General features: G+C 43.5%; 31 protein-coding genes, 4 tRNA genes and 2 pseudogenes. 8 read left to right on the plus strand and 29 right to left on the minus strand.

Annotation, left to right across the window (positions count from 1 at the left end; all coding sequences use genetic code 11):
- The 4 genes from ACTHRE_RS02420 (at position 1) to ACTHRE_RS02435 (ending at position 385) form a co-directional block, all read left to right on the plus strand.
- Positions 1 to 76: transfer RNA gene (locus tag ACTHRE_RS02420), tRNA-Gly, on the plus strand.
- 36 nt (positions 77 to 112) lie between these two features.
- Positions 113 to 186 (plus strand) — tRNA-Cys (locus ACTHRE_RS02425).
- Between the two features lie 10 nt (positions 187 to 196).
- Positions 197 to 274, plus strand: a tRNA-Cys gene (locus ACTHRE_RS02430).
- 21 nt (positions 275 to 295) lie between these two features.
- A tRNA-Leu gene (locus ACTHRE_RS02435) sits at positions 296 to 385 on the plus strand.
- Positions 386 to 570: 185 nt separating this feature from the next.
- Here ACTHRE_RS02435 and ACTHRE_RS02440 read toward each other — a convergent pair.
- The 21 genes and pseudogenes from ACTHRE_RS02440 to ACTHRE_RS02540 all read right to left on the minus strand — a co-directional run bounded on the left by ACTHRE_RS02440 (position 571) and on the right by ACTHRE_RS02540 (position 16,228).
- Positions 571 to 924, minus strand: coding sequence for a site-specific integrase (locus ACTHRE_RS02440; RefSeq protein WP_283120623.1), 354 nt, complete (start codon positions 922 to 924; stop codon positions 571 to 573).
- Between the two features lie 249 nt (positions 925 to 1,173).
- Positions 1,174 to 1,800: a hypothetical protein gene (locus tag ACTHRE_RS02445; RefSeq protein ID WP_377072328.1), complete on the minus strand. Its 627-nt coding sequence runs from the start codon at positions 1,798 to 1,800 to the stop codon at positions 1,174 to 1,176.
- Between the two features lie 159 nt (positions 1,801 to 1,959).
- Positions 1,960 to 2,454 carry a contact-dependent growth inhibition system immunity protein gene (locus ACTHRE_RS02450; RefSeq protein ID WP_377072326.1) on the minus strand — a complete coding sequence of 165 codons (495 nt, stop codon included), beginning with the start codon at positions 2,452 to 2,454 and terminating at the stop codon, positions 1,960 to 1,962.
- An 84-nt stretch (positions 2,455 to 2,538) separates the two neighbouring features.
- Positions 2,539 to 3,396 (minus strand): annotated as a pseudogene (locus tag ACTHRE_RS02455) (hemagglutinin repeat-containing protein); the annotation flags it as partial.
- Positions 3,397 to 3,730: 334 nt separating this feature from the next.
- Entirely contained in the window at positions 3,731 to 4,927 is a 1,197-nt protein-coding gene (locus tag ACTHRE_RS02460) for a VENN motif pre-toxin domain-containing protein (protein ID WP_377072324.1), read from the minus strand.
- Positions 4,928 to 4,936: 9 nt separating this feature from the next.
- A complete protein-coding gene (locus tag ACTHRE_RS02465) occupies positions 4,937 to 5,095 on the minus strand; it encodes a hypothetical protein (protein WP_234396024.1) in 159 nt (52 codons plus the stop codon).
- 64 nt (positions 5,096 to 5,159) lie between these two features.
- Complete coding sequence (locus ACTHRE_RS02470; RefSeq protein ID WP_107792533.1) at positions 5,160 to 5,504, minus strand: hypothetical protein; 345 nt, start codon at positions 5,502 to 5,504, stop codon at positions 5,160 to 5,162.
- Positions 5,504 to 5,734, minus strand: coding sequence for a hypothetical protein (locus tag ACTHRE_RS02475; RefSeq protein WP_440344807.1), 231 nt, complete (start codon positions 5,732 to 5,734; stop codon positions 5,504 to 5,506). The genes ACTHRE_RS02470 and ACTHRE_RS02475 overlap by 1 nt, the downstream gene beginning before the upstream one ends.
- Before the next feature lie 201 nt (positions 5,735 to 5,935).
- A complete protein-coding gene (locus ACTHRE_RS02480) occupies positions 5,936 to 6,295 on the minus strand; it encodes an immunity 8 family protein (RefSeq protein WP_107792535.1) in 360 nt (119 codons plus the stop codon).
- A 341-nt stretch (positions 6,296 to 6,636) separates the two neighbouring features.
- Positions 6,637 to 6,996, minus strand: coding sequence for a hypothetical protein (locus ACTHRE_RS02485; RefSeq protein WP_107792536.1), 360 nt, complete (start codon positions 6,994 to 6,996; stop codon positions 6,637 to 6,639).
- Positions 6,997 to 7,005: 9 nt separating this feature from the next.
- Positions 7,006 to 7,704 carry a nucleotidyltransferase domain-containing protein gene (locus ACTHRE_RS02490; RefSeq protein WP_440344848.1) on the minus strand — a complete coding sequence of 233 codons (699 nt, stop codon included), beginning with the start codon at positions 7,702 to 7,704 and terminating at the stop codon, positions 7,006 to 7,008.
- Positions 7,705 to 7,869: 165 nt separating this feature from the next.
- A pseudogene (locus ACTHRE_RS02495) lies at positions 7,870 to 9,324 on the minus strand (hemagglutinin repeat-containing protein); the annotation flags it as partial.
- A 276-nt stretch (positions 9,325 to 9,600) separates the two neighbouring features.
- A complete protein-coding gene (locus tag ACTHRE_RS02500) occupies positions 9,601 to 10,017 on the minus strand; it encodes a hypothetical protein (protein ID WP_377072321.1) in 417 nt (138 codons plus the stop codon).
- 3 nt (positions 10,018 to 10,020) lie between these two features.
- A complete protein-coding gene (locus tag ACTHRE_RS02505; RefSeq protein WP_285071510.1) occupies positions 10,021 to 10,623 on the minus strand; it encodes a DUF6973 domain-containing protein in 603 nt (200 codons plus the stop codon).
- Between the two features lie 182 nt (positions 10,624 to 10,805).
- Positions 10,806 to 11,093 carry a barstar family protein gene (locus ACTHRE_RS02510; protein WP_070644911.1) on the minus strand — a complete coding sequence of 96 codons (288 nt, stop codon included), beginning with the start codon at positions 11,091 to 11,093 and terminating at the stop codon, positions 10,806 to 10,808.
- A gap of 408 nt (positions 11,094 to 11,501) precedes the next feature.
- Positions 11,502 to 11,846 (minus strand): hypothetical protein, encoded by a 345-nt coding sequence (locus ACTHRE_RS02515; RefSeq protein WP_070644913.1) that lies wholly within the window; start codon positions 11,844 to 11,846, stop codon positions 11,502 to 11,504.
- A gap of 453 nt (positions 11,847 to 12,299) precedes the next feature.
- Entirely contained in the window at positions 12,300 to 13,304 is a 1,005-nt protein-coding gene (gene rfaD / locus ACTHRE_RS02520) for an ADP-glyceromanno-heptose 6-epimerase (RefSeq protein ID WP_049348399.1), read from the minus strand.
- Between the two features lie 140 nt (positions 13,305 to 13,444).
- A complete protein-coding gene (gene rfaE1 / locus ACTHRE_RS02525) occupies positions 13,445 to 14,407 on the minus strand; it encodes a D-glycero-beta-D-manno-heptose-7-phosphate kinase (protein WP_377072318.1) in 963 nt (320 codons plus the stop codon).
- Positions 14,408 to 14,448: 41 nt separating this feature from the next.
- Positions 14,449 to 15,120, minus strand: a complete 672-nt coding sequence (locus ACTHRE_RS02530; protein WP_377072316.1) for an NAD(P)H-binding protein — start codon at positions 15,118 to 15,120, stop codon at positions 14,449 to 14,451.
- Between the two features lie 13 nt (positions 15,121 to 15,133).
- Positions 15,134 to 15,865 carry an orotidine-5'-phosphate decarboxylase gene (gene pyrF, locus ACTHRE_RS02535; protein ID WP_377072314.1) on the minus strand — a complete coding sequence of 244 codons (732 nt, stop codon included), beginning with the start codon at positions 15,863 to 15,865 and terminating at the stop codon, positions 15,134 to 15,136.
- A gap of 102 nt (positions 15,866 to 15,967) precedes the next feature.
- Positions 15,968 to 16,228, minus strand: coding sequence for a helix-turn-helix domain-containing protein (locus tag ACTHRE_RS02540; RefSeq protein ID WP_070644922.1), 261 nt, complete (start codon positions 16,226 to 16,228; stop codon positions 15,968 to 15,970).
- Between the two features lie 110 nt (positions 16,229 to 16,338).
- On the opposite strand from ACTHRE_RS02540, the gene ACTHRE_RS02545 reads away from it, so the two are divergent.
- On the plus strand, positions 16,339 to 16,701 hold the full coding sequence (locus ACTHRE_RS02545) for a hypothetical protein (protein WP_070644924.1): 363 nt from the start codon (positions 16,339 to 16,341) through the stop codon (positions 16,699 to 16,701).
- Between the two features lie 72 nt (positions 16,702 to 16,773).
- Here ACTHRE_RS02545 and adk read toward each other — a convergent pair whose 3' ends face one another.
- The 7 genes from adk to lpxK all read right to left on the minus strand — a co-directional run bounded on the left by adk (position 16,774) and on the right by lpxK (position 21,405).
- A complete protein-coding gene (adk, locus tag ACTHRE_RS02550) occupies positions 16,774 to 17,421 on the minus strand; it encodes an adenylate kinase (RefSeq protein ID WP_003746105.1) in 648 nt (215 codons plus the stop codon).
- Positions 17,422 to 17,492: 71 nt separating this feature from the next.
- A complete protein-coding gene (locus ACTHRE_RS02555; RefSeq protein WP_070585739.1) occupies positions 17,493 to 18,011 on the minus strand; it encodes a 3-deoxy-manno-octulosonate cytidylyltransferase in 519 nt (172 codons plus the stop codon).
- 21 nt (positions 18,012 to 18,032) lie between these two features.
- The gene (gene kdsB / locus ACTHRE_RS02560; RefSeq protein WP_377072311.1) at positions 18,033 to 18,791 is read right to left on the minus strand and encodes a 3-deoxy-manno-octulosonate cytidylyltransferase; all 759 of its coding nucleotides are present in this window, start codon (positions 18,789 to 18,791) and stop codon (positions 18,033 to 18,035) included.
- Positions 18,788 to 18,970, minus strand: coding sequence for a Trm112 family protein (locus ACTHRE_RS02565; RefSeq protein WP_049329252.1), 183 nt, complete (start codon positions 18,968 to 18,970; stop codon positions 18,788 to 18,790). Before ACTHRE_RS02565 ends, kdsB begins: the two co-directional genes overlap by 4 nt.
- Positions 18,971 to 19,040: 70 nt before the next feature.
- Entirely contained in the window at positions 19,041 to 19,616 is a 576-nt protein-coding gene (locus tag ACTHRE_RS02570; RefSeq protein ID WP_107867648.1) for a DUF2059 domain-containing protein, read from the minus strand.
- Between the two features lie 48 nt (positions 19,617 to 19,664).
- Positions 19,665 to 20,330 (minus strand): DUF2059 domain-containing protein, encoded by a 666-nt coding sequence (locus ACTHRE_RS02575; protein WP_107867649.1) that lies wholly within the window; start codon positions 20,328 to 20,330, stop codon positions 19,665 to 19,667.
- Positions 20,331 to 20,394: 64 nt separating this feature from the next.
- Positions 20,395 to 21,405, minus strand: coding sequence for a tetraacyldisaccharide 4'-kinase (gene lpxK, locus ACTHRE_RS02580; RefSeq protein ID WP_377072308.1), 1,011 nt, complete (start codon positions 21,403 to 21,405; stop codon positions 20,395 to 20,397).
- Between the two features lie 180 nt (positions 21,406 to 21,585).
- On the opposite strand from lpxK, the gene xseA reads away from it, so the two are divergent.
- From xseA to ACTHRE_RS02595, 3 genes are all read left to right on the plus strand, one after another.
- Complete coding sequence (gene xseA, locus ACTHRE_RS02585; RefSeq protein WP_377072306.1) at positions 21,586 to 22,935, plus strand: exodeoxyribonuclease VII large subunit; 1,350 nt, start codon at positions 21,586 to 21,588, stop codon at positions 22,933 to 22,935.
- Positions 22,936 to 23,058: 123 nt separating this feature from the next.
- Positions 23,059 to 23,838 carry a CDP-diacylglycerol--serine O-phosphatidyltransferase gene (gene pssA / locus ACTHRE_RS02590; RefSeq protein WP_377072304.1) on the plus strand — a complete coding sequence of 260 codons (780 nt, stop codon included), beginning with the start codon at positions 23,059 to 23,061 and terminating at the stop codon, positions 23,836 to 23,838.
- A gap of 1 nt (position 23,839) precedes the next feature.
- The gene (locus ACTHRE_RS02595; protein ID WP_377072302.1) at positions 23,840 to 24,649 is read left to right on the plus strand and encodes a sulfite exporter TauE/SafE family protein; all 810 of its coding nucleotides are present in this window, start codon (positions 23,840 to 23,842) and stop codon (positions 24,647 to 24,649) included.
- 85 nt (positions 24,650 to 24,734) lie between these two features.
- Here ACTHRE_RS02595 and ACTHRE_RS02600 read toward each other — a convergent pair whose 3' ends face one another.
- On the minus strand, positions 24,735 to 25,415 hold the full coding sequence (locus ACTHRE_RS02600; protein WP_003680951.1) for a sulfite exporter TauE/SafE family protein: 681 nt from the start codon (positions 25,413 to 25,415) through the stop codon (positions 24,735 to 24,737).
- Between the last annotated feature and the right edge of the window lie 99 nt (positions 25,416 to 25,514).

Here is a 25,514-nt window from a genome sequence, read left to right on the forward strand (position 1 = left end):
GCGGGAATAGCTCAGTTGGTAGAGCGCAACCTTGCCAAGGTTGAGGTCGCGAGTTCGAGACTCGTTTCCCGCTCCAGTTTCAATACTACATACACTCCAAAGTAGTTTATTTGGCGAGATAGCAAAGTGGTTATGCAGCGGATTGCAAATCCGTCTACGCCGGTTCGATTCCGACTCTCGCCTCCATCCATTTCATGGCGGGGTGGCAGAGTGTTTATGCTATAAGGGGTGCAACCCTTATATAGGCCGGTTCAAATCCGCGCCCCCGCCTCCAATCTATCAATTTATTGTCTACGCCCGGGTGGTGAAATAGGTAGACACAACGGACTTAAAATCCGTCGGCCCTAAACCGGCCGTGCCGGTTCGATTCCGGCTCCGGGCACCAATAAATATCTGAACTTATTGAAAAACCTAAGATTCTAAATTTCTAATTGACAGCTTATTTGTAAGTCTGTCTTTTTTGTTTGTGCCTGATTTATGTCTAACTTGCGCTTGCGCCATTTGTGTCAAATGTGACAAGCTCGTGTAAAACTTGAGCATGTTGATGAAGATGCTCAGGAGCCAAATGTGCTATCTCTGCACCATCCTTAACGTCTTCCAACCACCCATTTCTTGCAACACTCTCAATGGTACGCCACCTTGAACTAACCAATTTGCCCAAGTGTGCCTTAAATCGTGCCAAATAAAATCTTCTATTTCTGCCAGTTCTAACGTCTTCTTCCAATATCGGCTGTTAATGCCGCTAATTGGTTTATTCCACTTATTCACAAAAACAAATTTCTTATGCTTGCCTATCTGCCGCTTTAATACTTCAACAGCAGTATCATTCAAAGCAACACCCAGTGCATTTCCAGCTTTCATTTCATCAGGATGATACCAACAGACCTTCCTGTCTAAATCAACCTGATTCCATGTCAAACCCAAAACATTTGCCTGTCGCAAGCCCGTATTCAAAATAATTAATTATCATAGCAATACTCCAAATTGAAAATGTTTGAAGATAGTAAAATTGACTTTTCCTCCTTTTTGTATTTGCCTATCAATATACCTTTTTGGCCAAGCGCTTTATGGCCCGCTGGCTCGATGGCATTAAACAAAGGTCGTCTGAAACGGTTTTGCTGTTTTCAGACGGCCTTTTGAATTCATACAAGCTATGGCTTGGCTTGCTTATATTTATAATTGGCTAAATTTCCAATAATCTCGTCCTTCAATTTTCCAGTAACAGAATTCGTCCGGTATTAAATACCCAAAATCCATTGCCTTTGAAAACCAGCCATCATAGACATAATCTTCATGACATCTGTCCCAATCCATATGCAGATACACTTCCATATCAAAATTGATATAGAACAAAGGCAGCCTCGAAGAAATCTGATTGATTTTTAAGAAATCACTTTGCTGGCTAGAGTCTGAGATAGGATCATTGTACGACAGCTTGTTCTCAACAACGGAATATAACCTTACTGCTTCAGCAGAAGTAAACCCCTGAAACATCAGTTCCTTCAATTCATCTTTTTTTAATACAATGACTGAATCTGATTGAAGATAGCTTTCGAAATTGTCCTTAGTTAACTGCCAGATGCCATTACGGTAATTTTTATAATCATAATTATATTGTTCTTTAGTTATAATTCCTTCTCTTAGGTAAATGTCAAAAGATATTTTTGCATTTAATTCAAAATTTTCCTTATAATCAATTAAATAATATATCTTTTTCTTATAGACAAAAATAGATATGCATTGAGTATATTGAAAGATGGCATTTAATAATTCAGATTTAAATTTCTCAATTTTTTCCATATTTGACAAATTCCTTAATAACTTTATCTTCAGCAAGCCGTAGCCCGCATTAAACCTGTGCAGGTAAGGTGTGCGCGGTACGCACGCACGCGAGCTTGAGTCTAATAAAAAAGTCGTCTGAAACATTTTTCCGGCTTTCAGACGACCTTTTGCCAAATATTATCGGCAGCGGCTCAATGCCAACCTTAAACCTGCTCCGATTTCTTCAGGGCTGTTATCCAATGATAAAATTACATCGTCTGCATCAATGGCATCCCACGCTTCCAGCTTGACATGGCGGCTCGGGCTGATTTTCAGGCAGCCGTTGTGCAGCCAAATATCCCCGCTCATCATGTTTTTAAATAGGGCGCGTCTGGTTTTATAGCCCAAGTTCCCGCATAGGTTGGCAACCCAATCCTCATAGCGTTGCCGAATTTTTTCGGTATCAAAAAAATCTTGGTCTTCTGGACTGTCATAAACGAAAGTCCTGCTGTTTGCCAACGCTTGCAAGACCGTCGTGCCTAAAGTTTCATTGTCGGTATCCAATGGCAGGATATGGGGGGGAGATAGGTGGTCTGGAGCATATCGCCCAAATCCTGACCATGTTTGAATAATCAAGGCTCTTTCATTTGCCTTATAGCCAGCCCAATAATCTTGTTCTTGATTAAAAGTCATTTATTCGATCTCCGTAATTTTGACTGTAATGTTTCAATTTTTGCCATACTCTACCACACGTTGCAACTGCAATCTTTGCTCCTTATTTGTGTATATGTCGGCTTTGGTTTGCGCTGCGGTTTTGCCTGTCAGCTGAATTTGTTTGGCTTCATCTGTAATGCGGATATTTTGGGTGTTGATGCCGCTTTTTGTGACGCTGCTTTGATTGTCTCGATCGCTGCCGTAACCTACTGATGAACTTGTGCCGTTTTTATCGGCTACGGTTTTTAAGTGGCTTTCTTGCGGATTGTTTTGTGCGCCTTGCCCCAATGTTTTACCGCTTACGGCAACACTTGCACCCAATCCGAAACTTTCGCCTTCGTAATGGCTGTGGTTTTGGATGTCGCTGTGGGCAAGTGTGCCTGTGCCAAATCGGTTTTTGCCGTTATCTTCTGCACTTTGGCTGGACGTGATAATGCCGCCATCAAGTTGGGTGTGTTGTTTCACATTCACTTGATAGCCCGCATCGCCCGCATAAATGCCGCTTTGTTCGCTGACGCTTTGGTGCTCGGCGTTGATTTTGCTTTGGCTGTAATCGCCACTGGCACTGAATCCGTAGCCTACGGTCACTTGTGCACTGGCGTTTTGTTGTTTGCTTTGATAAGTTTCTCTATCTTGTACGCTTTGAATGCTTAGGTTTTTGGCATCAACTTGTACGCCTTGGCCCATGACTTGGGCACCTTTGAGTGTCGTGGTCTCACCACTTTGAATTAGGGTTCGACTGCCTGTGTCGCCAATATGGCTATGCCGATGGGTGAGGCTGTCGCCCTTGCCATGTCCTTTGCCGACATTGCCACCTGCGGTAATGCCTAATGACCAACCGCCTTGTCCGAATGATACGGCAACGCCTGCGTTTCAGCCGCTGCTTTTATTGCTACTGCGCTCGATGCTGCTTTGTCGAGCATATTATACAGGCTACGCTGGCTTTATTTATCACGTAGTGTAAATTGAGCATGAGCATCTTTACAGCCCAAAAATTTCATTGTGGTATTTTGATTGATGTATTCTATAAACTCCTTATCTCTTTGTATATCATAACCATCTTGCTTGTTTATGCAATATGTCCACTTGGGATTATTGGAATTATCAGGTTGTGCGCCAATTTGCGCCATAAGTTGATAATATAGTTTCGGATTGGACTTGGGATTTATTGTATGAATGTCAGTTGTTTGACATCCGATTAATAATAAACAGCTACATAATAAGTAATATTTAAACATTTTTGATATACCTTAATTTATGGATATGGATAAGATTGGTTGGGATTATTAGGATTTTGGATAATATATTTCCCCTTGCTATCTGGTTTTATAATTGTTTGTTTTGGCTGAAATTCATGAATTAAATTATCATTACTATCATATTTAAGCTTACCGAAAGTAATACCAATTAATCGGTGCAGATTATTATCATAGTATAATTTATCATACTCAATCCCATTAACCATACCATTATCTTCAACAAAATTAATGTATGCCGGCAATACTTGTGGTTCGTGCTTGAATATTGCTTTTCTATGTAATTGTTGAAAATCCATATCGTTACTGCCTTGATTCGGTTGCAGTCCTAGCTTTGTTTTATCCAGTTGTTCATTAAATTCATGAGCTATTAGCACATTTCCCGATAATACAATTGAATGATTATCCAATTTTTCCATATCCCCTACATCAAAATTGCCTGTAATCCAACTTCCTCCTGCTGTTTTCTCATCATTAAGAACTAAGGTTATATTAGCAGAACCTCTTCTATCCTGAATTACGCCCGATAACATATTGTAGAATCTTAATTCATCGGTAGTTAAATCAGAAATCTGATATTTATTAGTGCTATTAGGTTTTGCTAATGGGACTAACTCAACAATTTCATACCCTTGTTTATTTTTTTCTCCTGTTTTTTGTAGTTCAAATTTATTACCTAATTCCGTTCGTACTTTTTGATTGAAACGAAACACTGCATTTTTTTCACTATTTATATTAAATGCTAGTTCATTATTCTCCACCGCACTTTGCGCATTCAGGCTGCCTTGCTCTGCATTGGCTGTGGTGTCGCCAATAACTGCTCCTGTTGCCGTTCCCAATAAGTTTGTAATTGCGGTTACAGTCTCTTTCTCTTCTGCCGTTAAATCGCTGCCTTTGTCTTTGCCATATAACCATTTACTGATGTAAGGTGCAGCCGCTTCCGCACCACCTGCACTCAACGCTCCTGCTAGGGCGTTATTGTCTCCTGCTGCTGCAACTGCTGCTCCTAATACCGCGTGGGCAAGGATATGTGCAGGTGTGCCTTCTGCATTGTGTTTTTTGAATTGTTGTCCAATTTCATATGACAATGCTGGCGATGCAGTTGCGGCTACTATGCCCATTGTGCTTTCGGTTGGCGCACTTAAGCCCGAGGCGATGCTGTTGAGTAGCACTTGTCCTCGTTGCCAATTTTTCACTTGGGTGTCTTAGTCGCTTTGACTTATCTCGCCTTTTTCTAGTTGTGCTTTGAGTTGGTCAAGGTGTTGGTTAATTTTGATATTGGCTGCCTGAACGTTTTGATTAAAACTTTGGCTTATGGTTCTTTGTAAATCTAGCTCGCTTTGCACCGCTGCTTGGTCAAACACGTTTTTCAGGCTGCCTGAATGTTATTGCAGTAAATGCCAAAAAAGTTGCTCACGCTACTGCTTATTAGCTACAAAGCGATTGCAAGTTTATTTGGATATGTGGTTTTATTCTTATGCTAAAACTACTAACATCGTTATTTTGTTTTAATTTAACATAAAGATATTCACTTATCTCATCATTTTTTATTTTCATTTCAATAATTTGCTCTAAATAATATGAGCAAATCATTCCAATAGATGAAAAAACTTTTATGGATACATACGGCAAAGCATATCCAAAGGCAATTTCAAAATTATTGATACCGTCATTTAATTTGAAAATAACACAACTTTCATCTTCGCTAATTACTGGTTCTTTTTCAAAAAACCACATTAACTCATCTGCGTTAAGTAACATATTTTCAGACATTATTGTCCCCCTTTGGGAATTACTGTATTAAACACTCTTGTTCCATTTGGCAACACTTGATATGTGGTTTCAAATTTTACAAACTTTCCACTTGGACTTGCAAACAACGACTCTCTAACTTCAAAATTTCCATATTGTGTAGAAAAAGTTCTGACGATGTTATTGTTATTTTGTGTAACATTTGAAAAGTGTTCAGTCAATAGATTGTGTCCATAAGCATTATTTGGCACACCAAGTCTTTGCATTGTCTGCGATAATTGAGAAGACCTCGCTGCATTGTGAGAGTTACTTGAAACATTACCAAAGAGATAATTAAACTTGTTTGTCTTAATCTCGATAAACCCAAAATAATGACCGCACAAGATTATTTTGAAAAGTTTATGGAAAAATAAAACAGCGAAAAAGTTTTGGTTTCGCTGTTTTTGATTTAATTAGCACTGATAATCTTCAAACTCCCACGAAAAGAAACGAAGTAAATAAGGTAATGACTTTTCCCAAGTTTCTTTTGAACATTCTTTAAGAATTTTCTCAATTTCCGATTTAATAACAGAATGATTAAATTCATTCATAATCATCATACCCGCTCCCCATTTAACCCTTTGATTTTGGAAACAATTATGCAAAATCCATTTTGGAGAGCATATGCACACGGAAAATATATCTGCAGCATCACTATCATCAGTGCCTATGTCTAAATCAATTCCCACACAAAAATTGTCTTTGATTTCGGGAACGAAATCTTCAAAGGCACAATCGTAAAGATTGATGGCTTTCAATTCTAGGTTAATCATTTTATATTTAAATGTCCATTAGTTAGTGTTGTTCTTGTATTTGGGTCTCGAATAACAAAATTCGCTTGCGTTCCTGTTGGATTAAGATGTGTTGGAGTGTTTTTTTGGTAGTAGGCGGTCGGTATAAACGAGTTCCGTCAGCACTTATCAAACAACCCTTGCACGAAGGATTATTGACCAATCGTGCTCCTGAAATCATCGGCGAAACAGTCGCTGCTGCAATACCTACACCACTTTGCGTAGGCACACTTAAGCCTGTGGCAATCATATTTACCAAAATATTGTCATATTGATGTGGAGGGTGCAAGTACCCACCTTACCAATGACCCACGCTACGCTTGCTATGGTTTATACCTATTTAAAGCTGGTACCCTTTCTTCAAAATCACAAGAAATAATTGTGATAATATTTGCATGATTTAAATATTCTAAAAAATTATTAATTTTATTGATACATTCATCAATATCATATTGATTTAACATAATTATCTCTATGATAAATGGAAAATATAAAAAATTATCTTTAAAGTCAAAATTACGTTTTTCATCAAATTCATCATTATTAAAAAAATAAATATCTAACATTTCAGTTTCTATATATTTACCATTTATTAATGGCGATTTAAAGAAATTTTCAATTGCTAAAGATATTAGATTTTTATCTTGACTACTAATAAATAATTTACAAAAATCAGAAATCATAAATTTTCCTTACTGAACTTTAATATAAGGTGGATTGTCAAATTTCCCACCTTGTTTAATGATAGAAATATCAACATCCATACCTAAATCTTTTTCTAATTCTTTACGAAAAGAAGACAATTTAGCTTCTCCAGATTGAATTTTTCCTGTTTGTATTGCATGTAGCATAGTACGTTCTTTTGCCGAACCAGCATTCGGCTTTCCAAAGTATTTACTAATTAAATCATTGAAATCTTCGGGAGTTACTCTAATTGCAATATCTAAATCAGAATTTGGTTTGGCTGTTCCTTTTTCTCTACTACCTTGAATTAATATGTCACTGCTAATATTTCCTACTCGAGTTCGTAATTTTTGAGATAAGTTGGAAAATTTTTCATAACTAATTCCTTGTGGTAATTTTTTTGCTGTTTGGTAAATTCCTATTGTAGGTTTATGAACTTGGATAGGAGCAACATAATTATCCGCAGCACGAGCAATTTTACCACTAACATATACAACCTTAACTCCATTAATAGTTGCATAACCTGTTTTTCTCAATTGCGCCAAAGCTGTTTTAAATAAAGCAGGTGTTTTAGATATCATAGTTACTGCAGAAGTAATATCAGTAACACTTCTACCAATAACCATGCTTTTACCAAATTCATCATTTAATCTGACAAAGGTTTCATAGTCTTGATTTCTTTCTTCCACTGTTAAAATTAGACCCATTTGTAAAACAGCTAATTTATCATCTGTATTGACAAATTCTTTTAACCCATTCCATGTATCAATCGGATGTAAAATAGGTTCTCCAGCAGAACCAAATGACGCGGCAACACCTAATAAACCACCAGTCAATCTATTCCAATAGTCTTTTACATCTTGAAGTGAAAAATTATTCCCCACCGCACTCTGCGCATTCAGGCTGCCTTGCGCTGCATTGGCTGTGGTGTCGCCAATCACTGCTCCTGTTGCTGTTCCTAATAGGTTTGTAATCGCGGAAACAGTTTCTTTCTCTTCTGCCGTTAAGTCGCTTCCTTTTTCTTTGCCGTATAACCATTTGCTGATGTAAGGCGCAGCCGCTTCCGACCCGCCCGCACTCAATGCTCCCGCCGGGGCATTGTTGCCTGCTGCTGCTGCAACCGCTGCTCCTAATACCACGTGGGCAAGAACGTGAGCGGTTTCTTGACTGGCGGTTAGTTTGCCATTCGCGTTTTGACCAGCTAAATCTTTAAAGTGCTGTCCAATCGCATACGATACGGCTGGCGATGCGGTAGCCGCAGCGATACCCACTCCGCTTTGGGTCGGCGCAGCTAAGCCCGAGGCTAACATGTTGAGAATGACTTTGCTTTGTTGCCAATTATCTGCTTTTTCTGCCGCATCTTGAGCCTCATGGGCTTTGCGTTTGGCAGTTTCCATATCGCCATTGGCTAATGCCTCGGCTGCTGCTGTTTCGGCTGCTTCTTTGTCTGCTTTGAGTTTGTCCAAATGCCGGTTAATCTCGGTATTGGCCTGTTGAACATTTTTACTAAAATCTTGGCTGACGGTTCTTTGTAAATCCAGTTCACTTTGCACTCTATCTTTGTCAAATACGTTTTTCAGGCTACCTGAATGTCGTTCGGCGGTGTCTGTGGTTACGTTTGTATCAATATCGGCTTTGGTTTGTGCCGCTATTTTGCCTGTCAGCCGGATTTGTGCGGCTTCGTCTGTGATTTGAATGTTTTGGGTGTTGATGCCGCTTTTCGTGATGCTGCTTTGACTGTCGCTGTCGCTGCCATAACCCACTGATGAACTTGCGCTGTTTTTATCCGCTACGCTTGTCAGGTGTTTGTCTTGAGGTTTATTTTGTGCGCCCTGCCCCAGCGTTTTGCCGCTTACGGCAACGCTGGCACCTAAGCCGAAACTTTCGCCTTCGTAGCGGCTGTGGTTTTGAATGTCGCTATGGGTGAGGGTAGCCGTCTGAAAGCGGTTTTTGCCTTTGTCTTCTGCGCTTTGGGTACTGGTGATGATGCCGCCTTTGAGGTCGGTGTGGTTTCCGACATTGATTTGATAGCCGTCTTCTCCGGCGTAAATACCGCTTTGTTCGTTTACCGAAGCATGATCAGCTCGGATTTTGCTTTGGCTGTAACTGCCGCTTGCACTGAATCCGTAGCCTACGGTCACTTGGGCACCGGCGTTTTGCTGTTTGCTCTGATAGGTTTCAGTATCTTGAACACTTTCTATATGCAGGTTGCGCGTATCTGCCTGTACGCCTTTGCCGATGAGCTGCGCACCTTTGAGGGTGGTATCCCCGCCGCTTCGGATGGTGGTTTTGCCGGCCGGGCTGCCGATATGGGTGTGGCGGCGGGTTGCTTTTGTCTGATTGCTGTGGTGGCTTGTTGAAAGAAAGGTCGTCTGAAACCGTATTTGTTGTTTCAGACGGCCTCTTAGCTCAAACCTTGAGAACCGCATGCGTGCGTTCCGCACACATCCTACTTGTTGAGTTTAGGTTTCATATGGGCTACAGCTTGCTTAACGCTCTATCGGCTTGGGTTGTGGCAAACATACTCCAAGCCATATCAGAACTCCCTGCTCCCCAAACGAGTCCTAATCCTGAATCCTAGGCGGTAATGACGACGGATAGTTTTACAAAAGTTTCGGCCTACAATTTATAGGTTTATAATAATAAAAATATCCATCAAAAAAATGTGATTTTTCTTTTTTTAAAAATTGCATCTTGCCATTCTTGTAATCACATTCGTAATATTCAACATTTTTCAAATCTGAATCAAATAGATATTGAGGTAAAACATTCCCTTCCCTATCTAGTTCTATTAATTCCTCAAAAACTATCTTACTTTTATGATAAAAAACAATTTTTTGGAAATCTGTATTAATTATATACAGTTTTACATAATCCCAATTAAAATTCGTTATATCACTAATTAAGAATTCTTTTTTATTATAATTAAAACTTATTTTTCTTATTACATTCTTTTCAAATATAAAGAAAATAACAATAGTGATTAATAAAGAAAATATATAAAGTATATTTTTATTCATCTTTTATCTTCTCCATTGTCTGGCTGAAATTTGTGCTCTAATTTGTTTTCTCCTCTGCTGAATTTTAAATCCGGCACCAGTATTATCTAAGTGAATCAATATATTGCTTGTATTTTGGTAATCTTTTTCAGATAATCTTTTTCTTACAACATCATAATTTCCATTACTGTTTCTTTCTGCTTGATAAAAACCATTATTTTTATAAGTTTCCAGAATTAATCCAACTAACTCTTTTGTATTTAACCTATTGGTATTTAATGCTATTTCTCTTCCTATTTCGTTATTTAGTTGATCAATCATTTCATCTGCTTTATCTAATGAAAGATTACGTTTTATAGAATAATTAATTTTTTCCCCACTTTCATGACTATTTCCTACTTTAACAGCAATATCTTTGCCAAATTCTCGTGTGATGATTGCTTGCCATAAAACGTGCCTGAATGCATTGCCAACTCCACCTTCACCACCAAATTCACTATTAGGAAATAAATTTAATTGAAAAGTTGAAGTAATTGTTGAAATATTAGGCTCTAATGTAGAGCCAGGATCTTTATGTACAGATCCAATTGCAATAGCAATTCTAGGGTGCCTAAGAGCAAATTTCACTTGCTCTACAGTATCATTGTATTTGTTGTTTCAGACGACCCTCTTGGCTTAAACCCTGAGAACTGCATGCGTACGTTCCGTACACATGCTACTTGTTGAGTTTAAGTTTTATATGGGTTACGGCTTGCTTAATTGGCTTTGGGGAGTTTTAAGCCTGTGTACGTAATGTAATTAGGGTTTACTTACTCTAAAATATAATTAAATTTTTCTTCGAATCCATAATCCTCATCTTGTTTCTTAACTCTTTCTAGAACCTTTACTATTTCAATAAATATATTTTCTAATTGATTTTTTGAGAACATAGCATCTTTCCATACCAAAGTAATCGGTCGTTCTAAATTTGTGCTTAATAAATCCCACAGAGCATCAAGATTGTTCCCATAATAATCATGTATAGAAAATATTTTTGAAATTTGATTATGAAAATCTTGTTCCGTATAAATTTTACTGCCGATAATCTCTAATTGCATAAGTTATACTCCTATTTCCAAGTTCCAATTTGTGTTGCAGAGATATAACGATCAGTTGTTATATAGCAATCCATCATTGGAATACAACAATCTAGTATCAGCCTGATTCGATCTTGACATAGTGTTTATTAAGCTAATGTTCGCTTCATACCATATCCTACCCTGTTTAGCAGGTAAAATATTTGTAGAATTTACAAAATATCTCCCCTATGTTGCCTATATGGATGTGGAGGTAGGCTGCTTTTGTCTGATTGCTGTGGCAACTTATTAAAAGAAAGGTATTTGTTGTTTCAGACGACCTTTTGGCTCAAACCTTGAGAACCGCATGCGTGCGTTCTGCACACATGCTACTTGTTGAGTTTAAGTTTTATATGGGCTATGGTTTGCATTTCCAAATGCGCTTGTTATTTAAAAAAAGAAAAATAAACCTGTCTGTTTGGAAATAGCCAGCTGAGTTAAAAATAAAATATTTTGATATATTCTAAGAGGGATATCTGTCAATGCCTGATGGGAATTATCTTGTAAAAAATTTTTTAGAATAATTAATTTTCTTAAATCAATTATTTTTTCATCCTCATAATCATCTATATATGTATCTATTATCTCATTTATTTTATCGAAGAAATTTTTCTCAAATAACAAATTAACCTCTTGTTTTGAAAGTTTAAATACATATAGTTCATTATCATCAGCTTGATCGTAATCTAATTTTTTCATGGCTTCAACACTTAAAGGGACAACTATCTGTTTCATATCAATGACTCCTTATCTTAAAATGTGTTATTTCATTATATTCAGCTTGAGTGCGTCCCTGCTGCTTACCATTCGTATTAATTTTAGGGGCTTTACTAGATTAGCAGATATGCTACCCTTGAAATATGATGATAACACACTGAAAATTAAAGAAAAAGTACAGAGGGATAATCTAGTACAGTCCCTAAATATAAATAGACTAAAAAACTTCCAGTCATTTTTATTTTACTGGTTATAGCATCGTCTCATTTCATCTATTCACACCTATAATATCTCAACAGCTTTTACAAATACTCCAGCAGATCCACTGCTACCCTACTAAGCCTTTTTGAAACCTTTGTTGTAAAAAACGCTATTTCCATTCTTATCGAATAAAGGCAAATTTATAATTTTAAAGCCTCCCAAAATGATGAGGCCGTCTGAAAATCCTTTTTCAGACGGCCTGCAAAGAGACTAAACCAAGTTCTCCAGCATCCATTTAACGTAACGGCTGACGCCTTGTTTTACATCCAAGAATTCTTCTTTATACCCGGCTTCGCGCAGCTTGGTGATATCCGCTTGAGTAAAGCTCTGATATTTGCCTTTAAGGGCATCTGGGAATGGGATATAACGAATAAGTTCTTCTTCAACCAACTCTTTCAAACTCATTTCAGGCTTGCCTTCGGCTGCACGGCAAGCGTTGACGGTGGCGGCGGCAAGTTCGTTAAACTGTTGGCTGCGGCCTGTGCCAAGATTGAAGATGCCTGAAAGCTCGGGATGATCAAAGAAGTAAAGGTTAACTTTGGCAACGTCTTCTACGCTGACAAAATCGCGTGTTTGCTCGCCGTTGCCGTAGCCGTCATTGGCGCCGAATAGGTTGACATAACCATGCTCGCGGTATTGGTGGAAATGATGGAAGGCGACTGATGCCATACGACCTTTGTGTTGCTCCTGTTGTCCGTAAACATTGAAGTAGCGGAAGCCGACAACTTGGGCTGTCAGACCTTCTTTCATGCGGCGACGCAATACTTGGTCAAACAAGAATTTAGAGTAGCCGTACACATTGAGTGGTTTTTCCAGTTCGCGCTCTTCGCGGAAGATTTCGCCCTTACCATATACGGCAGCGCTGGAGGCATAAAGGAACGGAATGCGTTCATCCTGACACCAGTCCAAGAGATCGAGCGTGTACTGGTAGTTGTTGTCCATCATGTAAAGACCATCATGATTCATGGTATCGGAACATGCGCCTTGATGGAAAACGGCCTCGATATCGTCGTAAGGTAGAAGGTGGCCACGCACTTGGCGGATAAATTCGTGTTTATCGAGATAATGGGCAATTTCACACTCGGCAAGGTTTTTAAATTTTTCGCCTTTACTCAAATTGTCGACGGCAACAATGTCGGTAATACCGCGCTGGTTAAGTGCTTTGACGATGTTGCTGCCGATAAAGCCGGCCGCGCCTGTTACGATAATGGTCATAATGAATTTCCTTTATTTTGATTTTTCAGACGGCCTTGAAGAAATCATGCCGTCTGAAAATAAAAACTTGTCTGTCTGGATTATATTCCAACTCTATTTTCAGACGACATTTAGAATTTTAAGGCCGTCTGAAACAATCATTATTGCTCTTCCAATGCCTTATTCAACTCTGAAAACGAGCAAACCGCCGTACCAAGTTTCGCCACGACAACGCCCGCTGCCGTATTAGCAAGGTGCATCGCTTCGGGCATGGTATAACCAGCGGCCAACCCTAAGCCCACTCCGGCAATAACGGTATCGCCCGCACCGGATACATCATAGACTTCTTGGGCCCGTGTAGGCTGATAAATCGGCTCACCCTCATTGAACAGGGTCATACCCTCTTCGCTTCGGGTTAGCAAAATAGCGGTCAAGTCGAGATGGCGGCGCAGATTTTGGGCTTTCTCGGTCAAGTCGTTTTCGTTTTTCCAGCTGCCCACCACTTCTTTCAACTCTGCACGGTTAGGCGTAATCAGCGTAGCGCTGGCATATTTCTCGTAATCATCGCCTTTAGGATCGATTAAAACGGGTTTACCGGCCTGTTTCGCCCAATCAATCATATCAGAAATATGCGACAAACCGCCCTTGCCGTAATCTGAAAAAATAATGGCATCGTATTCAGGCAACACTTCTCGATATTGATGCTTGATTTGTTCCAACACCTCACGATGAGGAGATTCTTCAAAGTCAAGTCGGATAAGCTGCTGGTTGCGGGCAACAACGCGCAATTTGACAGTAGTTGCAATTTGCTTATCGCGCATCAGATAGGAAGAAACGCCGTCTTGCATCATCAATGCGTCCAACGCATCTGCAGCTTCATCATCGCCGGTCACGGACAACAGCCCTACTTTACCGCCCAATGAGGCGATATTGCGCGCAACGTTCGCCGCTCCGCCCGCTCGTTGGTCGATACGGGCGATTTTCGCCACCGGCACTGGGGCTTCAGGAGAAATACGGGACACATCGCCAAACCAATAGCGGTCGAGCATCACATCGCCGACGACAAGGACTTTGGCTTGTGCAAAACGTGATTTTAGGGTTTCTTGTTGGAACTTGGTTACCATACTGGCTCCATTAAAATCTCTGTGTAAGGCTTGTTATCAGTTTATTGATCTAACAGCCTAAAAATATCTTGAGGCTCATATACCTGCATATGGTTTTTCGAGTACGACGCCTGTTCATAAGATGACAACAACGCCGCTTTTAGCATGGCTTGCGCCAATTTTTCGACCGCAAGCGGACGTTGGCTTTTCATCAGGCTGATACGGTTGAATCCATGCAAAATCCGTTCGGCTATTTTCTCACCCAATCGGTCGCTATTCGGACGAATCAATAAGGGCGGGCGGAAAATAATAAGGTGCGGAAAATTCAAAGCAATAATTGCTTGTTCCAATTCGCCCTTCATTCGTTGATAAAACAGGCGCGAAGCAGAATTTGCACCGGAAGCGGAAATCAAAACCAAAGCATTGACACCGTTTTGTCTGGCTGCTTTGGCAAATTCAAGATTTGCCTCATAATCGATTGCCCATTGCGCTTCTTTGCTTCCTGCTGCTTTCAGGGTTGTTCCCAAGCAGGCAAACAATACATCACCCTGCACTTCATCGCGCCAATCATCAGGCTGAGAAAAATCAATCTGATGGCTATTTAGCTTTTGGTGGGTAAAATCAGGATGTCTGCGACCGAAGCAGTCGATAGACTCAACCTCTGAACTGGTTGCAAGTAAAGGCAACAAGGATTTTCCTGTTGCGCCTGTCGCGCCAATCACAATCGCCTTCATACTTCAGACGGCCTTAAGCGTTTGCCACGCGGTTCACTTCGCGCAATACAGCTACCGGATCGGCAGCTTTGGTTACCGGGCGGCCCATTACCAAATAGGTTGAACCTGCAACCAAGGCTTCAGCCGGTGTCATAATACGGCGTTGGTCGTCATTATTGCCGGCAACGTCCAAGCGGATACCCGGTGTTACCAAGACAAAATCCTGTCCCAATTCGCGGCGCAATGGTGTGGCTTCTTGAGCGGAACATACCACGCCGTCCAAGCCTGAACTTTGCGCCAGTTTCGCCAAGCGGATGACTTGTTCTTCAGGGGCGATGTTCAAACCGATTTCTGCCAAGTCGCTTTGTTCCATGCTGGTCAACACGGTTACGCCGATCAAAAGCGGCTTGGTTTGATATCCGGCAACGGCTTCTGCTGCTGCTTCCATCATGCGGCGACCGCCCGATGCGTGCATATCGACCATCCACACGCCCATATCGGCGGCAACTTTACAGGCCTGAGCGACTGTGTGGGGAATATCGTGGTATTTCAAATCGAGGAAAAGTTTGAAACCTTGATTGATTAAGCTTTCTGCCAAATTGCGGCCGGTCGCGGTAAACAGCTCTTTGCCGATTTTGATTTGACACAGTGCCGGGTCAAGATTGCGGACAAATCCGAGCGTATCTTTTTCGTTGGCAAAATCAAGGGCGACGATGACGGGAGTGCGTTGTTGCTGAGTTTGGAAATCGGAGATCAAGGGATTCATAAGATGCCTGCGGATAAACGGTTATAGCTTCGATTTTAACAGCTTTTGTACATAAAAGGCCGTCTGAAAATATTTTTTCAGACGGCCTCATCACAACACACCTTAATTATTCTTATATAAATCTAAAATTTTTACAGAAAATTCATCATCACTGAAAAAAAAGGCTGGTGGAACTTCCAATACTTCAGCAATTTTCTGCAAAGTATTCAAATCAGGCTGATGATTTCCTTTCTCGTAGCGATTAATACGCGTACTTGCCACAAACTCATCTAACCCTATCGCCAGTCCCAGTTTCTCCTGCGTCAAATTTTTTGCTTTTCTTGCTTCCTTAAATCGCCTTGTAAAAATTTCTTGTAAACTCATAACTTCTATCCTAAAAATCAAAGTTACGAATTTCGTATATTTTTCTTGATTATTTACTACGAATAACGTAGTATTGCACCGTTTTATATCTTATCTGTTACGAGAAAACTATGACACCAGCTCAAGAATCAAAATGCCATAAAATTATCCATTCTCATGCAGTTGCTGCTGCCGCAGGTAATGCCGTTCCCGTCCCAGGACTTGGTATTGCTACAGATATGGTCGCAATGACTACCATGTGCACAAGTCTCTGTGCTGTTTTTGGTGGGAATATGACCAAAACTGCTGCTGAAGCAATGGCTATAGCTGCAATTAAAAATACCATGTTAAAACAACCCATAAAAACAATGGCAAAGGAATTTTCTAAATTAATTCCCGGTTTAGGCAGCGTTGTTGCACCAACTATTTCTGTTGCATTACTTGAATCAGCAGGATGGTCTCTAGCAAAAGAACTAGAACGAAAATTTGGTTAATTTATACAATAATGAAAAAGGCCGTCTGAAAATATTTTTTCAGACGGCCTCATCATTTTACTTTGGCAAAACTTATTTGCCTAAACCTTTCAATACTTCGGCTTTCACGGCTTCTACTGCTTGGGTGCCGTCAACTTTGATGTATTTCGGCGCGTGTTCACCTTCCAGTTTGCTGTAGAAATCAACCAAAACTTCGGTTTGCTCGTGGTAAACGGCAAGGCGTTTTTTCACAGTTTCTTCTTTGTCGTCGTCGCGTTGAATCAAGTCTTCGCCGGTTACGTCGTCTTTGCCTTCGACTTTAGGCGGATTGTAGGTAACGTGGTAAGTACGGCCGGAAGCCAAATGCACGCGGCGGCCGCTCATGCGGTCGACAATCACGCTGTCAGGTACATCGATTTCAACCACGGCATCCAAATCCACACCAGCTTCAACCATGGCTTCGGCTTGTGCCAATGTACGTGGGAAACCATCAAACAGGAAACCGTTTTTGCAGTCGTCTTGGGCAATACGCTCTTTAACCATGCCGATAATGATGTCATCGCGTACCAAACCGCCTTCATCAATGATTTTTTTTGCTTCCAAACCCAGCGGAGTGCCTGCTTTGATGGCAGCGCGGAGCATGTCGCCGGTAGAGATTTGAGGAATGCCGAATGCAGCAGTGATGAATTGAGCCTGTGTGCCTTTGCCGGCGCCTGGTGCGCCCAACAATAATACTTTCATGATTAGTCCTTTTGGTTGACGGATTTAATATTCAGATAATTTTACACGGCTTGTGTTTATCGTTCAAAACTTCAGACGGCCTCTTTTGGGCCGAAATGCTTCCATGCATCGTCGCGCATTCCGATAAACCATGCGTCTTCAGGGAATCGCTCTATCGCGTCTTTCAAAGTGGAAAGCAAGTTTTGCGATAAGGCTTTCGCCAAATATTCTTCCTCATTGGCTTCGGCCGCTTTGTCAGGCTGCTGCGCCAGACCGATTGCACGGGTTTGATGGCCATGAGCCAAATAGTTGAGCGCAATGATTTTTTGTGCCCAAAGCTGCGGAACATCCGGATTGTCTTGCAGCAATACCGACAAAATCGATACGGCAACGGTCAAGCGTCCGCCGTTCATACGCAAGTCCAACGACTGGTTGGGCGGCAAAGTGCTGAGCATTTCTGCCATGCGGAACCAGAACTCGCCGCTGGCCTGCTCCGGCGCTTCTATTTTCAGCATGTCATAGTTGAATTCTTGCTCGTCTTCTCTTACTAGCTTCGCCACGTCGGCAAGCAGTTTTTGTTCTTCACGGCTCAAATGGCGGAAATCATTCATATCTTTTCCTTTCAGACGGCCTTAAGCTTTAAACGCAACACGTACTCTGTCCAAATCTTCCTGCGTATCCACGCCGGCAGCAGGCGCTTCTTGGGTGATTTCAACAGCAATCGGATAACCGTGCCACAGGACGCGCAACTGTTCCAGCGATTCGATGGTTTCCAAAGGAGAAACTTCCATTTCGGAATAGCGTTGTAGGAAACCTGCACGATAGGCATAAATGCCGATGTGGCGCAAAACAGCTGTTTCTGAAGGTAATTCGCGTTTTTCGGCGCGCATGGCGTCGCGCGGATAAGGAATCGGGGCGCGGCTGAAATAGATGGCGTTGCGGTTTTTATCGAGGATAACTTTGACGACATTGGGATTCATGAACTCGTCAAAATCGTGCAATTCGTGGGCGGCGGTCGCCATTTGCACATTGTTTTCAACCAAAACTTCAGCCGTACGGTTGATGAGTTCAGGGTCGATTAAAGGCTCGTCGCCTTGTACGTTCACAACAATCAGATGCTGCGGCAGTTTCAGCGTATTGGCCGCTTCGGCTAGGCGCGTTGTACCGCTTTCGTGTTGATTGGAAGTCATGACCACTTCGACGCCATGCACCTGACAGGCCGTCTGAATATCAGGATGGTCGGTGGCAACAACAACACGCGCAGCCTTGCTTTTCGCCGCCTGTTCGGCGACGCGTACAACCATCGGTTTACCGTGAATATCGGCCAAAGCCTTTCCCGGCAGACGTGAAGAATCCAACCGTGCCGGAATCAATACGACAAATTCGGTCATGCTTTCAGTTCCTCTTCGCTCAACGGGCGCGCTTCGTTTTCCAACATATAAGGGATGCCGTCACGAATCGGATAAGCCAGCTTCGCCTGCCGGCTCCACAATTCCTGTTTGTCTTGATGGTATTCGAGTTTGCCTTTGGTTACAGGACAAACGAGGATGTCTAAGAATTTTTTTTCCATGGGGTTACTTTCGGGTTTGATGGTTTTAGCGAAACTCGCTTCGCTCGTTTTCAGACGACCTCAAGCGGCATTATTTTTTCCGTGCCGGTTTTTGGGGTTGCGTTGAGCAGGCTGGGGCAGGATTTTTGCCGCCACACATAATCTGATGAATTTCTCGAGTTAATTCTTTGTTATAACCTGATTTTTCATATTTTTCATTAATGATGTTTATCATCGGGCCCATCGTTGTCTCAAGATAGCGTGGCATTTTATCGAGTATCGATTGCCCCACTGTCGTACCGTAAAAGTCAATCAATGCGTTGACTTCTTCCTGAGTATAAACCGTCTTTATGCCATCCAACGTCGCTTTATGTAACTGGGCATGTACTTGCGGTGTATTAATTTCAGCAATCAATTGAGTTGTATATTTCTTTAAGACCGCTTCCAACTGAGGACGTTTGTCTTCCGGCGCATTTTTCAAAAAATCCTGTACCTTTGGATCAGAGAGCACAATACCCTCGACACTTTGGAAGGTCTGATCCAACAGAGCATCCATCTTCTGTACTTGATACAAACGCTCCAGCGACTCATCGCTAGGTGTAGCGGCAAACGCATTGGCACACAAGGCCAAAGCAGTAAAAGGCAACAATAAAGTTTTCAATTTCATTTTTTCTACCTACTTAATAAATATCAATATTTTCAGACAGCCTGCATACTATTTGGCACATTCCGAAGAATGTTTATTGCCCTTGCACAAAATATCACGCGTTTGCGCTTTAAAAGCAGGCGTATATTTCCTGCTTGCGTTGATATAGTTGTTGCTCATTGTCTTTTCAACAATCTCATCATTCAATTTGTCGAAACGTTCTATCTTTTCAAATGCAGACTTACCGGCCCCATGCTCAAATACTTTTACTATGCTATCCACGTCTGCTTGGCTCAGCACATTGTCAATATCTCCGCCATGCTGTCTGAGATGATTGATTTTTTTCAAAATACCCTTGCCCCGAGGGGAAGAGAAGAAGCTGTTGAGTACATCGACTTCTTCTTGTGTAAATACTTTCTGTACGGCACGCTTTTCTTCATCCAACCATTGCTTTTTCAACTCAGGGCGGCTCAAATCGTCTTGCATGTTTTTCATATAACGGCTGATGACCGCCTTCATCTGCGCTTTTTGAGCTTTGGGCGTCATCGTTAACAAGCGCTCATTGTCCTCTTTATTCACCATCTCCAAAGAACGTTGCACTTTCTCGCTATAATTATTGCTTATCCCTTGAATCTCCAACCATTTCATTGCAGATTCATCACTTGGTTTAGCAGCCAGGCTTTGAGTGGATACAAATAAAGCTGCGCAAGCAACCAACAAATATTTTAACTTCATGATTTACTCCTATCGCGTAGTTTGAAGATCATCTTTAAAACATCTGTGAAACATCTATAAGCATTTAGATTGAAACATTCGCGGATACGAACGCCGCCAAGTCCGGCTCAATTATCGCATAAACAGGCAAGACCCACACATGATTCAGACCGTGGCCATCTGAAAATTTGACCGCATCCTTTTCCGTGATAATCACCACATCTGCGTCCGGCAAATCCGCCGCCGTAATATCTGCATGATCAGGCAAGGCAACGGTTTGTTTTAAAGCAATATTCATGCTTTGCAACGTATTGAAAAAACGCTCCGGCTTGGCAATACCGGCAACGGCGGCGACGGTTTGATTTCCCAAACCCGCCAAATCCAATTTTTCAGACGGCCTGTTCAAACGGTAAATCTGCCCTGTTTCAATATGGCTGGCAAACATATTTTCAGACGGCTTAAATGCCGCATCTGCTTTTCCGCCGCTGACGACGACCGCATCAACGGAAGCTAATCGCGACAAAGGTTCGCGCAAGCTGCCGTTGGGCAGTAAATCCAAATTGGTGCGTTCAGCATCCGCCGCCGGGAATACGGCAATTTCCATATCGCGTTGCAAGGCATAATGTTGCAAGCCGTCGTCGGCCACAATCAATTCAAGCTCCGGATATGCCGCAAGCAATGCCCTGCCTGCTTCTGCACGGCTGCTGCCTACCGCCGTCGGCGCGCCGGTTTGGCGAAACAGCAATAAAGGCTCGTCGCCTGCATCTGCCGCACTGCTGGCTGTATTCAATACATGAACCGCCTTACTCTTGCGCCCGTAACCTCGGCTGATGATGCCGACCTTAACGCCCTTTTCCTGCAAACCCGACACCAGCGCGGCGACTATCGGCGTTTTCCCTGTCCCACCTGCATGGATATTGCCGACCATCACCACAGGCACTGGCAATTTTTCGCTTTTCAGACGGCCTGAAACAAAATCATCGCGCCGTTTCGCCGCAATTTTGGCAAACAGCTTGGACAATGGTTTTAACAGCAAAGACAAAAACGGATTGGGGGATTGCCAATGGCGTTCGATAATTTGGTGGAGTTTGGGCATACGCACGGCTTTTGAAGCGAAAATCAAACGATAATATAACACAAGCCCGACCAGACAAGGCCGTCTGAACATTCGGCTTTGATAATATTAAAACAAAGGGCGCAAGTTTCATAAAAACGAATACAACGAATCGCCCTAAAACCCTTATAATTCAACTTTCCCCAATTTTTCTGTTTCGCAATGTCCGAACTCTTCGCGCCCTCCTCCATTTCCGTATCCGAACTCAACGCCCTCGCCAAAGCCTTGCTGGAAGACCATCTCGCAGGCTTATGGATTGCCGGCGAAGTATCCAATCTGACCCGTGCCGCCAGCGGACATTATTATTTCTCGCTCAAAGACAGCCGCGCGCAGGTGCGTTGCGCGATATTTAAAGGTGCGGCGGCGCGTTTAGCGAAGCCTTTGAAAGAAGGCGACCATATCGAAGTGGCGGGCAAAATCAGTATTTACGAGGCGCGGGGCGAGTTTCAGATTACCGTGAACGAGGTGCGGCTCAAAGGTTTGGGGCAGCTTTACGAAGCCTATGAACGATTGAAGGCACAGTTGCAGGCGGAAGGCGCGTTTTCAGCGGAACGCAAGAAACCCTTGCCCGCCCGTCCGCAATGTATCGGCATCGTCACCAGTCTGGCGGCGGCGGCTTTGCGCGATGTTGTGACCACCTTAAACCGCCGCGCGCCCGAAATCCCTGTTATCGTTTATCCGACGCCCGTACAAGGCACAGGCAGCGAGTTGCAAATTGCCCAAGCGATTAAAACCGCTTCGCAACGCGCCGAATGTGACGTGCTGATTGTCTGCCGTGGCGGCGGCAGCATTGAAGACTTGTGGGCGTTTAATGAAGAGCCGGTTGTGCGCGCCATCGAAACCTGCGCGATTCCCGTCGTCAGCGGCGTAGGCCACGAAACCGATTTCACACTCGCCGATTTCGTTGCCGACGTACGCGCACCGACACCGACCGGTGCGGCGGAATTGGTCAGCCCCAACCGCCAAGAATCGCTACATCGTCTAGCCCAAGCGCAAGGCCGTCTGAAAACCGTTTTGGAACAACGCTATTTCGATGCCAGCCAAAAACTTGACTGGCTCGCACGGCAAATCCGTCATCCGCGCCAAAAACTTGACGATCAGCGCGCTTCAATCAGCAAGCTGGCGCAAACGCTGTCTTACTCGATGACGCAAAACCTCCGCGCCCATACCGCCCGTTTTGAACGCCAAACCCAAACCCTGAAACATTGCCGTCCTAATGTTTCCGTTTACAAAAACAACATCACCCACTTTCAGACGGCTCTGTCGCATTCTTTCCGCCAACTGCTTGCCCACCGCCGTCAAAGCCTGACCGCCCAAGCCGCATTACTCGAAGCCGTATCGCCACAGCATATTCTGGAGCGCGGCTTTTCGGTCGTCAAAAACACACGCGGACAAGTCATCCGCAATGCCGATACATTGAAACAAGGCCAAAAACTGCACATCACTTTTGCCGACGGCGAAACCGACGTACGCGTGACCAAAGAGCAGGCACAAGGCGAGTTGTTTGACTGACAAAATAAAGGCCGTCTGAAACTTTATGCGATTGAAGTGAAACTATGTCTGCCTTTTAAAAACCCTTAACCAACCAATGCGGTATAATGACTCATCTGCACACGCAGCATATACGGAAAAATTATGGACAACTCACAAAATACAGAAAATCCGATTCCTCCGCGTAACTCCATCCGCAAAAACAGCATTTACCTGCTGCCCAATTCCTTTACCATCGCCGCACTGTTTTGCGCGTTCTTCGCCATTACCCAGTCCATGCACGGACGTTATGAAACGGCGGCGATTGCAGTTTTTCTTTCCATGCTGCTCGACGGTATGGACGGACGCGTTGCCCGCTTGACCAACAGCCAGAGCGCGTTCGGCGAACAACTCGACAGCCTCGCCGATATGGTCAGTTTCGGCGTCGCGCCTGCCCTGATTGCCTACAAATGGCAACTTTGGCAGTTTGGCAAAATCGGCTATTCCGTCGCCTTTATCTACTGCGCCTGTGCTGCCCTGCGTTTGGCGCTGTTCAACACGCTCATCGGCAAAGTCGATAAACGCTGGTTTATCGGCGTTCCAAGCCCGACCGCCGCTGCGTTGATTGTCGGCCTGATTTGGGTCAACCACAGCATCGAACGTTTCCCCGGCGTGTATTGGTGGGCATTGGGTATCACCCTGTTTGCCGGTATTTCTATGATTGTGCAGATTCCATTTTGGAGCTTCAAAGAAATCAACATCCGCCGCCAAGTACCGTTTATGGGCATGGTGTTGGCCGTGTTGGTATTGCTGCTCATCAACTGGGAGCCTTCGCTCGTCCTCTTCCTGTTTTTCCTCGGTTACAGCCTGTCCGGTTATGTGATGGCAATCATCCGTTGGTCTAAAAAACGCCATAAAACTCACAAACACGACAAGGCCGTCTGAAATGTGGTCTTGGGACATCATCCTTTCCATGCTCGCCGTCGGTAGCGCGGCGGGCTTTATTGCCGGACTGTTCGGCGTAGGCGGCGGCACGTTGATTGTCCCCGTCGTCTTATGGGCGTTGCAACTGCAAGGCATAGGCGGCCACCCCTATGCCCAGCATCTCGCCATCGGCACTTCCTTTGCCGTAATGGTGTTTACCACCTTCTCCAGTATGTACGCCCAACATAAAAAGCACGCAATCGATTGGGCGACCGTCTGCCGGATGACGCCGGGCATGATACTTGGCGTATTCCTCGGCGCGGCAACGGCAAAATATATGCCGACGCTGGCTTTGCAGGTTTTCTTTATTGCATTTCTTGCCTTTATCGCACTTAAAACCCTACGCAATTCCAAACCCAAACCTTCACGCACCCTGCCTGCCCTCCCCGGCCTGACAGCCGTCGGTACGCTTTTTGGGGCGGCTTCAAGCTGGGTCGGTATCGGCGGAGGTTCGCTATCCGTTCCATTTCTGCTGTATTGCAACTTTCCGGCGCACCGTGCCATCGGCACATCTTCAGGTTTGGCATGGCCGATTGCGATTGCCGGCACCATCGGCTATTTTGCCAACGGTTTGCATATTGCCAACCTGCCTGAAGGCGCGGCAGGCTTTATCTATCTTCCGGCCGTAGCCATATTGAGCGTTGCCACCATCCTCTTTGCTCCTCTCGGCGTAAAAACGGCGCACAAACTGCCCGCCCGAAAACTCAAAATCGCCTTCGGCATTATGTTGCTGCTGATTGCCGCCAAGATGGCTTGGAATTTGATACATTAATCTTTCTTGTGAAAAAGGCCGTCTGAAAATCTTTCAGACGGCCTTTTTGATTGCAAAACAACAAACTAAATAAAACCTTTTTACCTTACCCGATTTGCCCCATCGCAAATACAGCCAAGCGCCATATCGCCCATCCTGCTACCAATAATCCGGCGCACAAACGAACCATGCGTTTCTGCAGAAAGGTTTTCAACTGCGCTGCAAATATGCCCATCGCAAGCAGGTTCGGCAATGTCCCCAATGCAAACGCCAGCATATACAGCCCGCCGTGCAAGGCATTGCCGCTGCCCAAAGCATACAAAGACGCGCTGTACACCAAACCGCAAGGCAGCCAGCCCCAAAGCACGCCCACGCCGAAACAGGCAGGCACTGATTTAATCGGCAGCAATTTGTTTAACAAAGGATTCAGGCGTTTCCATATCGGTTTGCCGATGCCTTCGATTTTGGTTGCGGCAGTCGAAATACCGGCAAGATACAGACCGAGTAAAAGCAGCAAGACATTGGCGGCAATATACAAACCGTTTTGAACTGCGCGCGTATCGTCCAAGGAAATGCCGACCTGCCCAACCAAGCCGACCAATAGGCCAATGACGACATAGCTGCTGATGCGCCCCAAGTTCAACAATACAATCAGCCCGATTCGGTTTAAATGTGGCGGCAGTTGCAAAGCGAATGCGCTGCTTAATCCGCCGCACATGCCGACGCAATGCGTTCCGCCAAAAAAGCCGAGTAGAAAAAGAGTAAGAAATGTAATTTCTTGATTCATGGTTTTTAATGATTCAAACGAATGGATGAGGCCGTCTGAAACTTTTCAGACGGCCCTAAGAATGCAGGACAGGCTTTTCCGCCCATCCTCTTCACACTT

The sequence above is a fragment of the Neisseria sp. P0001.S007 genome, assembly GCF_051963655.1.
Taxonomy (GTDB): domain Bacteria; phylum Pseudomonadota; class Gammaproteobacteria; order Burkholderiales; family Neisseriaceae; genus Neisseria; species Neisseria subflava_A.

Coding starts and splice junctions, on each gene's coding strand:
- ACTHRE_RS02445 (WP_377072328.1), bottom strand. CDS start 1,800: ATGGAAAAAATTGAGAAATTTAAATCTGAATTATTAAATGCCATCTTT.
- ACTHRE_RS02450 (WP_377072326.1), bottom strand. CDS start 2,454: ATGACTTTTAATCAAGAACAAGATTATTGGGCTGGCTATAAGGCAAAT.
- ACTHRE_RS02470 (WP_107792533.1), bottom strand. CDS start 5,504: ATGTCTGAAAATATGTTACTTAACGCAGATGAGTTAATGTGGTTTTTT.
- ACTHRE_RS02480 (WP_107792535.1), bottom strand. CDS start 6,295: ATGATTAACCTAGAATTGAAAGCCATCAATCTTTACGATTGTGCCTTT.
- ACTHRE_RS02485 (WP_107792536.1), bottom strand. CDS start 6,996: ATGATTTCTGATTTTTGTAAATTATTTATTAGTAGTCAAGATAAAAAT.
- ACTHRE_RS02490 (WP_440344848.1), bottom strand. CDS start 7,704: ATGGGTCTAATTTTAACAGTGGAAGAAAGAAATCAAGACTATGAAACC.
- ACTHRE_RS02500 (WP_377072321.1), bottom strand. CDS start 10,017: ATGAATAAAAATATACTTTATATATTTTCTTTATTAATCACTATTGTT.
- ACTHRE_RS02510 (WP_070644911.1), bottom strand. CDS start 11,093: ATGCAATTAGAGATTATCGGCAGTAAAATTTATACGGAACAAGATTTT.
- ACTHRE_RS02515 (WP_070644913.1), bottom strand. CDS start 11,846: ATGAAACAGATAGTTGTCCCTTTAAGTGTTGAAGCCATGAAAAAATTA.
- rfaD (WP_049348399.1), bottom strand. CDS start 13,304: ATGACCATTATCGTAACAGGCGCGGCCGGCTTTATCGGCAGCAACATC.
- rfaE1 (WP_377072318.1), bottom strand. CDS start 14,407: ATGGTAACCAAGTTCCAACAAGAAACCCTAAAATCACGTTTTGCACAA.
- ACTHRE_RS02530 (WP_377072316.1), bottom strand. CDS start 15,120: ATGAAGGCGATTGTGATTGGCGCGACAGGCGCAACAGGAAAATCCTTG.
- pyrF (WP_377072314.1), bottom strand. CDS start 15,865: ATGAATCCCTTGATCTCCGATTTCCAAACTCAGCAACAACGCACTCCC.
- ACTHRE_RS02540 (WP_070644922.1), bottom strand. CDS start 16,228: ATGAGTTTACAAGAAATTTTTACAAGGCGATTTAAGGAAGCAAGAAAA.
- ACTHRE_RS02545 (WP_070644924.1), top strand. CDS start 16,339: ATGACACCAGCTCAAGAATCAAAATGCCATAAAATTATCCATTCTCAT.
- adk (WP_003746105.1), bottom strand. CDS start 17,421: ATGAAAGTATTATTGTTGGGCGCACCAGGCGCCGGCAAAGGCACACAG.
- ACTHRE_RS02555 (WP_070585739.1), bottom strand. CDS start 18,011: ATGAATGATTTCCGCCATTTGAGCCGTGAAGAACAAAAACTGCTTGCC.
- kdsB (WP_377072311.1), bottom strand. CDS start 18,791: ATGACCGAATTTGTCGTATTGATTCCGGCACGGTTGGATTCTTCACGT.
- ACTHRE_RS02565 (WP_049329252.1), bottom strand. CDS start 18,970: ATGGAAAAAAAATTCTTAGACATCCTCGTTTGTCCTGTAACCAAAGGC.
- ACTHRE_RS02570 (WP_107867648.1), bottom strand. CDS start 19,616: ATGAAATTGAAAACTTTATTGTTGCCTTTTACTGCTTTGGCCTTGTGT.
- ACTHRE_RS02575 (WP_107867649.1), bottom strand. CDS start 20,330: ATGAAGTTAAAATATTTGTTGGTTGCTTGCGCAGCTTTATTTGTATCC.
- lpxK (WP_377072308.1), bottom strand. CDS start 21,405: ATGCCCAAACTCCACCAAATTATCGAACGCCATTGGCAATCCCCCAAT.
- xseA (WP_377072306.1), top strand. CDS start 21,586: ATGTCCGAACTCTTCGCGCCCTCCTCCATTTCCGTATCCGAACTCAAC.
- pssA (WP_377072304.1), top strand. CDS start 23,059: ATGGACAACTCACAAAATACAGAAAATCCGATTCCTCCGCGTAACTCC.
- ACTHRE_RS02595 (WP_377072302.1), top strand. CDS start 23,840: ATGTGGTCTTGGGACATCATCCTTTCCATGCTCGCCGTCGGTAGCGCG.
- ACTHRE_RS02600 (WP_003680951.1), bottom strand. CDS start 25,415: ATGAATCAAGAAATTACATTTCTTACTCTTTTTCTACTCGGCTTTTTT.